The sequence below is a fragment of the Paenibacillus sp. JNUCC 35 genome, from assembly GCF_058269095.1.
Map to the genome: position 1 here is coordinate 4,393,670 of NZ_CM177771.1, position 12,631 is coordinate 4,406,300.

Annotated in this window: 13 protein-coding genes; all 13 read right to left on the minus strand. The window is 48.0% G+C overall.

Features of this window, described 5'->3' with window-relative positions; all coding sequences use genetic code 11:
- Window positions 1-9: 9 nt before the first annotated feature.
- Window positions 10-744, minus strand: coding sequence for a glutamine amidotransferase (locus tag AC2TF6_RS19760; RefSeq protein WP_491308157.1), 735 nt, complete (start codon window positions 742-744; stop codon window positions 10-12).
- 66 nt (window positions 745-810) lie between these two features.
- Entirely contained in the window at window positions 811-1,626 is an 816-nt protein-coding gene (locus AC2TF6_RS19765; protein ID WP_454235833.1) for a carbohydrate ABC transporter permease, read from the minus strand.
- On the minus strand, window positions 1,623-2,561 hold the full coding sequence (locus AC2TF6_RS19770; RefSeq protein ID WP_454235832.1) for a carbohydrate ABC transporter permease: 939 nt from the start codon (window positions 2,559-2,561) through the stop codon (window positions 1,623-1,625). The genes AC2TF6_RS19765 and AC2TF6_RS19770 overlap by 4 nt, the downstream gene beginning before the upstream one ends.
- Window positions 2,562-2,629: 68 nt before the next feature.
- The gene (locus AC2TF6_RS19775; protein WP_491308158.1) at window positions 2,630-4,024 is read right to left on the minus strand and encodes an ABC transporter substrate-binding protein; all 1,395 of its coding nucleotides are present in this window, start codon (window positions 4,022-4,024) and stop codon (window positions 2,630-2,632) included.
- 423 nt (window positions 4,025-4,447) lie between these two features.
- Complete coding sequence (locus AC2TF6_RS19780; protein WP_454235830.1) at window positions 4,448-5,062, minus strand: MarR family winged helix-turn-helix transcriptional regulator; 615 nt, start codon at window positions 5,060-5,062, stop codon at window positions 4,448-4,450.
- A gap of 130 nt (window positions 5,063-5,192) precedes the next feature.
- Window positions 5,193-5,429, minus strand: a complete 237-nt coding sequence (locus tag AC2TF6_RS19785; protein WP_379326082.1) for a thioredoxin family protein — start codon at window positions 5,427-5,429, stop codon at window positions 5,193-5,195.
- Between the two features lie 118 nt (window positions 5,430-5,547).
- Window positions 5,548-6,171: an HAD family hydrolase gene (locus AC2TF6_RS19790; protein ID WP_454235829.1), complete on the minus strand. Its 624-nt coding sequence runs from the start codon at window positions 6,169-6,171 to the stop codon at window positions 5,548-5,550.
- A gap of 98 nt (window positions 6,172-6,269) precedes the next feature.
- Window positions 6,270-7,088, minus strand: a complete 819-nt coding sequence (locus AC2TF6_RS19795) for a class I fructose-bisphosphate aldolase (RefSeq protein WP_454235828.1) — start codon at window positions 7,086-7,088, stop codon at window positions 6,270-6,272.
- Between the two features lie 24 nt (window positions 7,089-7,112).
- Window positions 7,113-8,003, minus strand: a complete 891-nt coding sequence (locus AC2TF6_RS19800) for an MIP/aquaporin family protein (protein ID WP_491308159.1) — start codon at window positions 8,001-8,003, stop codon at window positions 7,113-7,115.
- Between the two features lie 10 nt (window positions 8,004-8,013).
- Window positions 8,014-8,970: a ribokinase gene (locus AC2TF6_RS19805; RefSeq protein ID WP_491308160.1), complete on the minus strand. Its 957-nt coding sequence runs from the start codon at window positions 8,968-8,970 to the stop codon at window positions 8,014-8,016.
- Between the two features lie 397 nt (window positions 8,971-9,367).
- The gene (locus tag AC2TF6_RS19810; RefSeq protein ID WP_491308161.1) at window positions 9,368-10,105 is read right to left on the minus strand and encodes a GntR family transcriptional regulator; all 738 of its coding nucleotides are present in this window, start codon (window positions 10,103-10,105) and stop codon (window positions 9,368-9,370) included.
- A 151-nt stretch (window positions 10,106-10,256) separates the two neighbouring features.
- Window positions 10,257-11,342 carry a 3-phosphoserine/phosphohydroxythreonine transaminase gene (gene serC / locus AC2TF6_RS19815; protein ID WP_491308162.1) on the minus strand — a complete coding sequence of 362 codons (1,086 nt, stop codon included), beginning with the start codon at window positions 11,340-11,342 and terminating at the stop codon, window positions 10,257-10,259.
- A gap of 6 nt (window positions 11,343-11,348) precedes the next feature.
- On the minus strand, window positions 11,349-12,596 hold the full coding sequence (glyA, locus tag AC2TF6_RS19820; protein WP_491308163.1) for a serine hydroxymethyltransferase: 1,248 nt from the start codon (window positions 12,594-12,596) through the stop codon (window positions 11,349-11,351).
- Window positions 12,597-12,631 lie beyond the last annotated feature (35 nt).

Here is a 12,631-nt window from a genome sequence, read left to right on the forward strand (position 1 = left end):
GAACCTATGTTATCTGGCGATATGTTTAAGAATCCGCATCCATAATGCCGGATAGTACTCCCAGTCGGTGAACTCTTTCGGCCCCCAGTGTGGCGCACAATCGCTGGCAAAACAGGCCGTTTTTCCCTCGCCGTAGCTTCCAACCACGAGGAAGGGGTCGTTCTTAGCTGTAACCAAAACTTCCGCGTCAGCTTTGGATTTAAAGCGATTATAGCCCAAGAATCTAGGCCATTCGCCGAAGCCTTCTGTTATGCTATGTGGCTTCGTATTGGTTGGTCTTACGCCCTCTGGGGTCTCCATCCGATCATCGCCATCCAACATTTCAACAGGAAGCACATCAGCGAGAACGGTGTTTTTGTAATTGGCTTTGCCATCCGACCCCATGTAGGACATGTATCCGCCAATCATGAGAAGACCGCCGCCGCGGGCGACGAAATCGCGGATCAGTTCCAGACTGTTCGGCAAATATTCCATCAGGAAGACCGTTTCGTATTGAAGCAGAAACGTATTGCTGCCCACATCGCTCAGTATGATGGCATCATATTGCTGTAACTGCTCATCGCTCTTTGGAAAATGCCGCGTTACTTCATGCGAAGGGATATAATCGACCTCAACCCCCGCATTTCTTAATCCCCCAATAAGAGCTGTAGCTCCCTCGTGATATCTTGTATAATGCAGGCTGTCGTACCCTTTATAATGGATTTCGTAAACAAACCAGGACTCGCCTACAAATAAAAGTTTCATCGTATATTACTCCTCTCGATATACGTTTATCATGTAATGCAAATAGACTTTAAGCTTTGGATGCCATCAGCCTTTGACGGCACCCATTGTCAGCCCGCGAACCAGCTGCTTCTGCGTGAACCAGCCCAGGATAAGCGCCGGTAGAACGGACAGCGTAGCGACAGAAGACATTTTTGCCCAGAACAGACCTTCCTGCGTCATGTAAGTGGCCATGAAAACCGGCATCGTTGCCGACCGTGTGTAAGTGAGGCTTGTCCCCAGCAGGAATTCGTTCCAGATAAACACCATGCAGAGCAGGGAAGTCGAAATGATTCCCGATTTCACTAGCGGCAGTGTGATTCTGAAGAAGCCTTGAATCCCCGTCGCCCCATCCATCTGATAAGCTTCTATGGTCTCTGACGGAACCTCCTTAAAGAAGGATCTCATCATCCAGACGACAAGCGGTACGTTCATAGCCGTATAGAGCAAAATCAGTGTCGGCAGCGTGTCAAGCATATTTAACTGTTTCCCAACCAGATAAATTGGAATGATGACCCCAACTACAGGCAACATTTTGGTAGAGATGAACCAGAATAAAATGCTGTCTCCTTTCTTAAGTTTATGCATCGCCAACGCATAAGCGGCGGGCACGCCAAGCAGCAATGAAAACAGCGTGGCTACAAGCGTTACAACGGCTGAATTCAGCATATAATGTCCTGCGCCGTTATCCCACACAATCCTGAAGTTCTCGAACGTGGGTTGAAAGATCAGGGTTGGCGGCATGGTAACGGCGTCGGTCTCGCGCTTAAACGCGGTTGTAAACATCCAGAAGACTGGCGCGAAGTAAATCAAGGCCACTACATACGTGAGGAGTGTAAGAAGCAATGCCAACGGTTTTCTCACGAAAGCTCCCCTCCAAATCTTCTCCGTAAAAACTTGAACAGCATCATCATCAGAATCGTCGTCAGAATAACAATGATGACACCCAGTGCGGAGGCTTTCCCAATATCCCAGTTCTGGAACCCAAGACGATACAAGTAGAACGTCAGGTTTGTAGATGCATAACCTGGGCCTCCTGACGTCGTAACATAGATTTCACCGAACGCCTGCATGATTGAAATGAGTCCGAGCAGGGCAGCGACTTCTATATATCGCAACAGATGAGGAATCACGACATTGGCAAACTGCTGCAATCTTGTAGCGCCGTCTAAATGCGAAGCTTCTAGCAGCTCCTGCGACACGGATTGAAGCCCGGCAAGCAATACTAGCATGAAGAACGGGGTCCACTGCCAGATGAGCAGGCACATGATCGTCTCCAGCGGATATCGTCCCAGCCAGTCAGGTGATTGCCCGCCGAACAATTGGAATAGATATGCGCTAAAACCAAAATTCGGATTCAAAATCATCGCCTTCCACACGATGCCCGAGACCGCAGGCATGATGAAGAAAGGTGCGATGATCAGCGTGCGGGCAATGCCTTTTCCATAAAAATTTCGGTTTAGCAACAATGCCAAACCAAGACCCAGCAACATACACAAACAAAGGGAAACGATTGTCAATACAAAGGTGTTCTTCAGTACGAGCCAAAACTCCGCACTACCGATAATGTCGATAAAATTGGATACTCCCGCAAAAACAATCCCTTTATCAGGCCTCATGATGTTCCAATTTTGAACACTGTAATATAGAGTCATGAGGAATGGCACTTGCGTGACAGCACAAATATAGATGATGCTGGGCCACAATAACCATTTTGTCGGAGGCGAGAAATGAGATTTCCTACTATGGACTGCTTTAACGTCTCGGGAATTCGGATGATTCAATTCGGCAACCTTCATGTTACCTCACCTTCTTGTGTGTAATTCTGGAGAGAGCCCCGGAATAGCACCGCTCTCTCCAGGAGAGGTTATTTCTTGTAGCCGGCCGCCTCTGCGATCTTCTGTGCGATCTGTTGCGACGTTTTGATGGCGTCCTCGACTGACTTTTTTCCGCTGATCGCCGCTGCAATTTCCTGGCTCACTTCGTTGCCCAGTTGCTGCCATTCAGGGATAATCAGCGCTTGAAGTCCCATGTAGGGCACAGGGTGGATAGTCGGCTTTGCTAAATTTGCATTATCTATCGATTTGAAGACAAATTCGGCAAATGGAGCCGCTTCTTTGTATTTCGGATTTTCGTACGTCGACATCCGAGTGCCTGGGGGAACCCCCCCCCATCCTTCACTCTCTCCAACCTTCGTAATGTATTCCTTGCTGGTCGCCCAAGTAATGAATTTGAACGCTTCATCTTTATGCTTGCTCCCCGATTCGATAGCAAGTGACCAAGCTTCCAGCCAGCCATTGCTTTCTTTGCGATGCTTCGGCGCGAGGGCATAACCGATCTTTCCGGCGACCTGCGAACTGTTGGGATTGTTCAGAAATCCCGCTGCAACTGTCGCATCGTACCACATCGCAGCTTTACCTGTGGACATCAGCGTAAGTGCTTCCGTAAATCCGGTGCTGGTCGCTCCCACCTGGCCCGATTCCTTCAGCAAGTTAACAAAAAACTGGATTGCTTCCGCTGTTTCCGGGCTGTCTAGCTTGGCATTCCAATCCATGTCGTACCAAGAACCGCCGAACGAATTGATGGTCGTGTTCAGCGGAGCCAACACCTCGCTATATCCCGGCATGCCGCGAAGTACGATGCCCGGCACGTTGTTAGCTGCTTTTACTTTTTTGGCGATATCCTCAACCTCTTTCCAGGTCGGGCTCTCGGGCATTAAGACCCCGGCTTTGGCTAGCATATCCTTGTTATAGAACAACATGCTGCTTTCTCCATAGAAGGGAAGCGCATATAACTGTTCATTGAAAGATAGTGCGTTTCGGATGGATGGGAAAATATCTTCGAGGTCGTATTTGGTCTTTCCGTCCCCTGGCAGAGCGTCAAAGCGCGGATTAAGCGGCTCGATCCATCCATTGTTCGCCCAGATCGGCGTATCGTAAGTCCCGATCGATACAATATCGAATTTTCCGGCCCCCAGCGAGACATCTTCCGTCACCTTCTTGCGCAGATCGTTCTCAGGCAAAGTAACGAACTTGATCGTCACGCCGTTCTCTTTCTCATAGTCTTTGGTCATCTTTTGCATGATGATCATATCCGGATTGTTAACCGTTGCCACCGTCAACTCCACTTTCTTGCCATCGTTCTCTTTCGTCGATGGCTGTTCCCTGCTCTTCGTATCCGTGGAACTGGGCGCCCCGCAACCAGCCAGAACAAGTATTAGAGAGACTGAAGCCAGACTTATTTTTTTCAACCCCTTGCCCATACAAAACCCTCCCTTATCCATTTTTGGACATCCGGAGATCTACCCGCCCTTAGGTTGATGGATGTCCAATGCCTATTATAAACAGCCAAAATAGCCACTGTATATTTATACATTCACAAGTTTGACCCCATCAAATTCAGTTCATTATTTAATAGTTCATGTTCGATAGATGATCTTGCAGACTCATTGGATTATACCGCTGCCCATTAGTCTTTCCCGGGAATCAGGGATAGTGCTCCTCGTATGAAACGATTTCTGCATTTGCCATTAGATCCCCCATCCATAGTTTTGATTAACTATAAATATTAATTGGATCCGGCTTATCGTTCAATTCAATTGATTGTATAACAATGATAGGATTTTCCTATTGCAAGAGAACGGGAAATAAATCCAGATGCAGAGATGGCATTCATCGCTGCAATTCTAGACTTTGAATGAGGGAGTATGTTCGGGGCATTCTTGGAGTGAGGCTTCTTGGGTAAGATATTTTTGGATCATCTTGCAATAATGAGGGGTGGCGATATCGCCGGTATTCGGGAGAAAATGAATGCAACCTAGACAGGGTTCCGATAGAACGATATGCCCCTCCTTTTGCAACTTAGACACAATAGAGCCAAGCCCTATCTCGAAATGCGTCATCAGCTCCTCCGAAATAGGCTGGAGGGCATCTTCTAATAGGTGTCCCCAATTATCAAGTTTATTAACGATCTCCCTTCCCTTTGAAGTTAAGGAAAGTAAGGTCACTCGGCGATCGTCGGCTTTTTGTGATTTATCAATGAGCCCCCTTCTCACTAATCCATTGAGTATTTTCACGGCCGTTACATGGGTCGTACCGATTGTATTGGCGAAGTTGCCTACCGTGGCCACATCGCTTCGTGTGTGAGCAGCGAACAGCAGTGCCTGGATTTGTACAGGGGATAATCCCAGGGTATCGCTTTCGGCCTGTGTCACTTTTTTGATCGCCTGGGACATTCGGAACAAGGCCATGCCGATGCGGGCTGAGCGATTATCCTTTCGATGCTGAGGGTCAAATATCATTGCATTTCGTACCTTCCATATTGATAGATGTCTCTTATATATTACATGCAAAGCAAGTCGGATAAAAGCAGATTCAATGAAATGTGTTGACAAAAGAAGGTGCCGCTTAGGGCACCTTCTTTTGCGGTGTTTAACCTTTTACATCTTCGAGACTAGCACCGAAATTGATATGATATACATTTCCGCCAATCACCAAGGCTGGAACGGATTTAACACCCGCCTTCTCCGCTTCTTCGATCCGGTTTCGCGCTGTACCGAGATGCACAATTTCCGTAGTTATCTTTGATTTGTCAAGATAATCAACAACCACTTGCTCCGCATCTACACAAACGGGACAACCTGCATGATAAAAAACTGCTTGTGCCATTGACATTCACTCCTTTATATTTTATGTAGCTTTGCTACTTAATTAAATTATAAAAAAGGATACAGACATGATCAATCTCAAATTGCTTATCGTTATCATAGGTAAATATGATGATCGTTCAAATCGACTTCACGATATCGTAAGGGCGCAGGAAAACGTGGTCGGCTGGCAATTGCTTATTTACCGCGCCCCATACAGCCAAACCGAAGTCGACTCCCGCGCCTTTTGCGCATTCCATGTCATAGACTGAATCTCCGATATACAATACTTCGCTAGGATCAAGATCGGCGATTTCCAAATATTTCAACAGCGGATCGGAATAAGGCTTATGGCGCTTAGTATCGTCCGCGCATATAGCAACCGGGAAATAATGCTTGAGTCCATGAGGTGTAAACTCACGGTGAAATTGTGTTCTTGTTTTTGAAGTAACGATGCCCAAATGCAAGCCGCCCAAAGTCAAGGTAGCCAACACGCTTTCGATTTCCGGAAATATACTTATCTGCTCGTGATGCTCCGCGAAATACTGTGACATTTTGCTCATTGCGTTCTCCATGTTCAGGTCGTCTATACCGAATTTTGCAAAAGTATGTGAACTAGGCGTGCCAAATTCTTCGGCCATTCTCTCGTAGCCGACCTCGATTCCCCGCATGTCGCGTACGGTTTTTATGAGAGATTGGGTGATCGCTTCTTCCGTGTCGATCAATGTTCCGTCTACGTCGAAAACAACGGCTTTATAAAGCATCAGTTCTGTCTCCTTTTCCGTTAGTTACAGCGCGATAAGAGCGGACGGCAACCGGGTCCCCCTCCCGATTGCCGTCGCAAATAACTGAAATGCCAAGTCTATGCTCTTGTCAAATACGCACCGTGCACGGTAGAATGAAATTGCATGAGTGCTTGTGCGGGATCCGCGGCCTGCCAAATATTCCGTCCGATGACGATGCCTTTGACCCCCAACTGCATCGCTCGATCCAGCTTGGACAGAAACTGGTTGAAGTTGTCAGCTTGCGGTCCTCCCGCCAAAAATACCGGCGAATCAACGCTTGCCAAAATTTCCTTCAATACGCCCTCGTCTTCCGGATGTTCGATTTTAAGCAAATCAGCGCCCAACTCATAGGCAATCCGGACCGTTTTTACGATATTGCCCCCTGTGACATTACTTCCTGTTGTAAACGCTTCCACAACGAGCGGCATCCCCGCATCCCGACATTGTTCTGCGATGCTCGCTATATGTCTTGTATTCTCGGCGTCCGCATCGGCAGTTGTTCCATCCGATCGAATGTACCAAACGACCGCCGCGTCAGCGTTTACTCTTAACGCATCCTGAACGGTAGCTATCGCAGAAATGTTCAGCCTCTTCGGAGTCGGCCGATCGAACGCGTTCGTGCGATCAAGCCGAAGCCAGAGCGCCGTACTGTTCGCCTGTCCCAAACTTGATGCGGCCCATAGACTCGCTTTCGGCCCGAGTAAAATCGCGTCGGCAACGCCTTTCACGCAAGTAGCGCTGATGGTTCCGAGATCGTGAAGTCCAGGCATCACCCCCGCGGACAATCCGTGATCGAGACCGACGACCATTGCTCTGCCGTCCTCCCGAAACAGCTTCGACAGCCTCCGCTGCCTGCCAAGCCCTGGTAATGTTGCAATGTTAGCGATTACTGTCATCTTGTCACCTCTTGATAAACTATATTAGGCAGTGTGGTTCCGAACCTGATCACCGTGATTCGGTTCGATTAAATTTGATTGTTCCGACTCTGGTAACGGCCTAGCAAACAGACGGGCTAAACCGAATTTGTACAAAAGGCATCCAATCACGCCGCCGGCAAGCGGACCGCCGATCGTAATAAACATTGATAGACCGTCCCGAGGTCCCGGAAATGCTACACTTCCGAATCCCATAAAAGCAAGCATGATTCGCGGCCCGAGGTCTCGAGCAGGGTTCAGCGAAGTCATCGTATGCGCGCCCGTCACGACCGTCAGCATGGTGACGAGTACGATAATGCCGATCGGCAAACCCCAGGGTGCTGGGGAATTCTCGTTACGAGCTTCCGTCAAAACCAATACCACGATGGCCAGCAAGGCTGTGCCAAGCAATTCAGTCGCAAATCCTCGCCATACCGGCACGATTGCATAAGCGTGTGCGTCGATGCCGACGATCCATGGATGAGGAGAGTAAGGGGCCAGCATCATGGCGATTTTTTCGCTGCCAACGGCTCCGATTTCAATCCCTTTGCGCACCGCGAAATCACGGATCGCATCGCCGAATACAAGCACAACGGCTGCAGCCCCCCCGAAAGCGCCCATCACCTGGGCTGTCCAGTAGGGGATTACTTTACGCCATGGATGACGTCCGATGACTGCAAAACCGAGCGTGACCGCCGGATTCAGATGCGCCCCCGATATAGAACCGGTTACCCAAACCGCAAGAGCAACAGAAAATCCCCAAGCTAATCCTGCACTGAACAAGTCGGCGGCATGCCCGTAAGTGACGGCGATCACTACAGCCGAACAGCCGAACAGGATAAGAAGAAAAGTGCCTACTGCTTCGCCAGCATATTTTTTCAGCCAACTGTTTCTCATGCAGTATCCCCTACCTCTTCGGTTGATTTAAAACTTGTTTAAGAAGGTGCTCCAAATGATCGTTACGGGCATACGAGATTTGCGTACCTGGGCGGGTAACGCTATCGGAAGCAAGCGTGTTGGCCAACTCGATAGCCTTGAGCGGTTCAAGACCCGCCGCGATTCCATAAGAGAACGCGCCGCAGAAGGCGTCGCCGGCTCCTGTTGTGTCCTTGGCATCGACAGTTGGCGCTAATAGCTCGATAATATCGTTCCCACTGCCAGGCATATAAAGCAATGCACCGTTTTCGCCTAATGTAACGACCAGATTCACACGAGTACGATCACCAAATTGACGAACCGCCTGATGAAGATCCGAAGCATCGATGCCTGCCATTTCTTTTGCAAGTAGGGCGAATTCCGTTTCGTTCGGAATCAGCCAATCGGTATTGTCGAGAATTTCTTTTTGTACAGGAGCTGCAGGGCCGGGGTTCAAAATTGTCGTCGCTCCGACTTCTTTCGCCCTTTGAAAGCCGCGCAAAATGGCGGATTGTGGAATTTCCAACTGCGAAATGATCACATCTGGCTTAGGCAACCGATCGAACGCTTCGTCAACCATCTCGGGAGATACTTCCTCGTTGGCTCCGGCGCCCAGCACAATCCGGTTGTCGCTAGTCTTTTCCACCCAGATAGCCGCTACGCCGCTGTAATTGTCCGGGACAATTTTTACGAACGAAGTGTCGACACCGTTCTGTTCAAACGTTTCGATCCACTTCGGACCGAAAACATCGTCGCCGACACACGTCACCATGGAAACTTTAGCTCCGAGGATTGCCGCCATGATAGCCTGATTGGCGCCTTTGCCGCCGAAGCCTTGCGTGAATCCTCGACCGAATACGGTTTCTCCGCGTTCCGGGAACCGTTCCAGATAAGACAGAAGATCAACCATATTGCTTCCTACTACCGTAATATTCGGATGTTGTTTCATTGAATGTGCCTCCCAAGTAGTTTCAGTATGAATCTCTCTACCACATCCATTATCGCTGAAACCGATCCGAATGAGATGGTACGCTTTTTAGATAGCGCTTACATTCTAGGACTGCGTGCTCCAACACTTATACAGGTAGGTAATCGTGTCGTCTATTGGCCCACCTCTTTCCCATTATAATTTGTCTTGATCTGGAGATGAATATAAAGCTTTGATAAATTTGTCTATAGTGGTATATATACCTCTATATACATCTCTAATTTAGAGAGTATCATACCAGCTTCAATGCTGTCAATGGCATTATTCCAATCGCATTGTTTAGTTGTTTAAATTGTCGAAACACAAAAAGACACCTTCCGCAAAGAAGGTGCCGAGTTTACAACTTTAAGAGCGGCTTTCATGAGCGTTCGAGAATAGAGGTCAATTTCATTCGATCGCTTCGCAGCCATACTTTGGAATATTCGAGCGGCGCATTGTCCGCAGAATAGGTCACTTGTTCCAAAAGAATAATCGGGGTCCCTACATCGATTTCCAATAAGGACGAAATCCGCTCGTCCGATCCGCATGCAACGAATGAACGTTTGCCGCGGCGAATGCTCAAACCGTAATCACGCTCGATAATGGAAAATAGCGTCTCTTTCTCGAAGTTGTATTTGTCGAGGTTTGGGAACAGTTTGGCAGACAAATAGTTTTCAAGATAGACGACCGGACAATGATCAAACGATCGGACACGCCTCAAAAAGTAAAGCGATTCACCTTTGGACAAGCCCAGGTGCTGGTCGAACGGGTTGACGGCAGGAATACGCTCTATGCCAAGGAGAACGGTCGAAAATTCATTTTTATTGCTATCAAGCGTTTCAGCGATCGATACGAGCCGTTCTGCCACAGGCGATTCGATTTGCCGTCCTACGACAAACGTGCCTTTGCCGTGGATTTGCACCAGTACGCCTTCGTCAATCAAATTTTTAATCGCTTGTTTGATCGTCCCTCGACTGATCTCAAGCGACGCAGCAAGATCAATCTCCGATAACAACTTATGCTGTGGACTCCACTCGCCGCTATTGATTTTTTGTTTCATCCAGGTTTGCACCTGTACGTAAAGCGGTTCAGGACTATTTTTATCTATAAATGGCATAATGGCATCATCCTTAAATAACGTTCATATACATCAATATACCTTTAATCTTAAAAAAATACAAAGGTTCAAAGGTGAATTAATCAAGAAAGCGACCGGTAGATCACCCGAATGATCGGGACTCCAACAGTCGCTGCTTCCCCATTAAAATTCAACCATTCCTCTTTTGAAACTCAGTCAGAAAATCCGCCAGTGCTTTGCAATGCTCATAAGGTACCGCATTATAAATGGAAGCGCGGAAATGCCCCGCGTCTCGATGGCCTTTTAATCCCATGAACCCTTCCTGCTCCAGCTCAACAAGCAACTTATTCTCCATTTCTGGACTGGATGCACGAAAGGTAACGTTCATCATCGATCTGCTGTCCTTATAAGCCAATCCTTTATAAAATCCGCCGCTATTGTCGAGCACATGATAAAGCAGCTCTGCTTTCTGCTGGTTGCGGACAGCCATCCCCTGTAGGCCGCCCTGATTCACAATCCACCTGAGTACAAGGTTCACCATATACACAGAAAAAACGGGCGGTGTATTGTAGAGCGAATGATGGTTGACATGTGTGCTATAACTTAATATATCGGGAATCGTTTCCGGAATGCGCTCCAGCAAAGAGCGGAGGACAATGACGATCGTAACGCCCGCAGGTCCCAAATTTTTCTGAGCACCTGCATATATCAATGAAAATTGGGATGCTTCAACGGGACGGGAAAAAATATCGCTAGACATATCCACTACTAAGGGAACATGTCCGGTATCAGGAAAGCTTCGGCATTGTATGCCGTCAATCGTTTCGTTTGATGTGAGATGGACATACGCCATATCCGTCGGAATATTCAAGTTGCTTAGATCGGGCATCTGTTTGAAACTTTGTTTCTCCCCGCTTGCCAACACGAGGGTCTGCCCTATTTTCAGCGCTTCTTGCCACGCCTTTCCCGACCATGTCCCAGAGTGTATATATCCAGCTACTTTTCCTTCTGTCAAAAAGTTGATCGGCACCATCGAAAATTGCAGGCTTGCCCCTCCGTGAAGAAATAAAACCTCATATTCTGAAGAGAGACCCATCAACTCTTTAATCAACTGCTTCGCTTTATGATGAATCGCTTCATATGCTTTGCTTCGATGGGATATTTCCAGAATGGATGCGCCAATCCCTTGATAATTTCGCAATTCTTCTTGTGCTTCCTGCAATACTTCCGCCGGCAACGCTCCCGGACCGGCATTAAAATTATAGGTATTAGCCATAGCCCATCACTCCTGTAGACCTTCATATAAAGGGAATTGCGACGTGATTTCCTGCACACTTCTTCGTATTTGCTCCTTGGCGACTGAACTCTCGGGATTTTTAAGCGCAAGTCCAATAAGCCGAGCAATTTCTTTCATTTCTTGGGGTCCCAATCCTCTTGTTGTCATAGCTGGAGTCCCGAAGCGAATGCCGCTCGTCACAAGCGGGCTTGCCGTATCATGAGGAATCGCATTTTTATTCGCCGTAATCCCCACCTCATCGAGTATGCTTTCAGCTTCTTTTCCAGTTAGTCCGATCGGGCGCAGGTCGAGCAAAATAATATGATTGTCCGTCCCTTCCGATACAACAGTTAACCCTTCATTTAATAATTCCTCAGCCAATACTTTGGCGTTAACCAGCACTTTTTCGATATAAGATTTGAATTCCGGTTGCAACGCTTCGCCGAACGCAACCGCTTTTGCCGCGATGGCATGCATAAGAGGACCGCCTTGGACTTGAGGAAAGATTCCTTTATCAATCGCTTGCGCCCACGGCTTGCGGCACATGATGATACCGCCTCTTGGACCTCGCAGCGTTTTATGCGTTGTCGTCGTAACAAAGTGCGCGTGCGGAATAGGGCTAGGATGGAATCCTGCCGCGACAATTCCTGCAATATGCGCCATATCTACAAAGAAAAGTGCTCCTACTTCGGCTGCGATTTGAGCAAACGGCTCAAAATCGATCGTCCGCGGATAAGCGCTGGCACCAGCAACGATCATACGCGGGCGGTGCTTAAGCGCAAGCTTTCGGATAAGTTCAAAATCAATTCGCGCCGATTTTTCATCAACACCATAAGGCACAAAATTATAGAATCTTCCGGAAAAATTAACCGGGCTCCCGTGTGTCAGATGACCGCCATGAGATAAATTCATGCCTAAAATCGTATCCCCTGGTTCAACGGAAGCAAAATAAACCGCCATATTTGCCTGAGCGCCGGAGTGAGGCTGCACATTGACATGCTCTGCACCAAAAAGGGTTTTCGCACGTTGAATAGCCAGTTCCTCGACCCGATCCACATATTCACAACCGCCATAATACCTTCTTCCCGGGTATCCTTCGGCATACTTATTGGTCAGTACCGTACCTGTTGCTTCCATAACCGCTCGGCTCACAAAATTTTCCGAAGCAATCATCTCTATTTTATTCCGCTGTCGTGCTGCTTCTTGCCAAATGGCGTTCGCAATGGTTTTGTCCTGTTGTTCCAAAAATTTCACAAACCTCATCCTTTCCATCCACGCGTTGCAATAGT

Excerpts from the sequence above, each read along its gene's own strand:
- AC2TF6_RS19770 (WP_454235832.1), bottom strand. The coding sequence starts at position 2,561 with ATGAAGGTTGCCGAATTGAATCATCCGAATTCCCGAGACGTTAAAGCA.
- AC2TF6_RS19760 (WP_491308157.1), bottom strand. The coding sequence starts at position 744 with ATGAAACTTTTATTTGTAGGCGAGTCCTGGTTTGTTTACGAAATCCAT.
- AC2TF6_RS19805 (WP_491308160.1), bottom strand. The coding sequence starts at position 8,970 with ATGAAACAACATCCGAATATTACGGTAGTAGGAAGCAATATGGTTGAT.
- AC2TF6_RS19785 (WP_379326082.1), bottom strand. The coding sequence starts at position 5,429 with ATGGCACAAGCAGTTTTTTATCATGCAGGTTGTCCCGTTTGTGTAGAT.
- AC2TF6_RS19795 (WP_454235828.1), bottom strand. The coding sequence starts at position 7,088 with ATGACAGTAATCGCTAACATTGCAACATTACCAGGGCTTGGCAGGCAG.
- AC2TF6_RS19810 (WP_491308161.1), bottom strand. The coding sequence starts at position 10,105 with ATGCCATTTATAGATAAAAATAGTCCTGAACCGCTTTACGTACAGGTG.
- AC2TF6_RS19790 (WP_454235829.1), bottom strand. The coding sequence starts at position 6,171 with ATGCTTTATAAAGCCGTTGTTTTCGACGTAGACGGAACATTGATCGAC.
- AC2TF6_RS19780 (WP_454235830.1), bottom strand. The coding sequence starts at position 5,062 with ATGATATTTGACCCTCAGCATCGAAAGGATAATCGCTCAGCCCGCATC.
- AC2TF6_RS19800 (WP_491308159.1), bottom strand. The coding sequence starts at position 8,003 with ATGAGAAACAGTTGGCTGAAAAAATATGCTGGCGAAGCAGTAGGCACT.
- AC2TF6_RS19775 (WP_491308158.1), bottom strand. The coding sequence starts at position 4,024 with ATGGGCAAGGGGTTGAAAAAAATAAGTCTGGCTTCAGTCTCTCTAATA.
- serC (WP_491308162.1), bottom strand. The coding sequence starts at position 11,342 with ATGGCTAATACCTATAATTTTAATGCCGGTCCGGGAGCGTTGCCGGCG.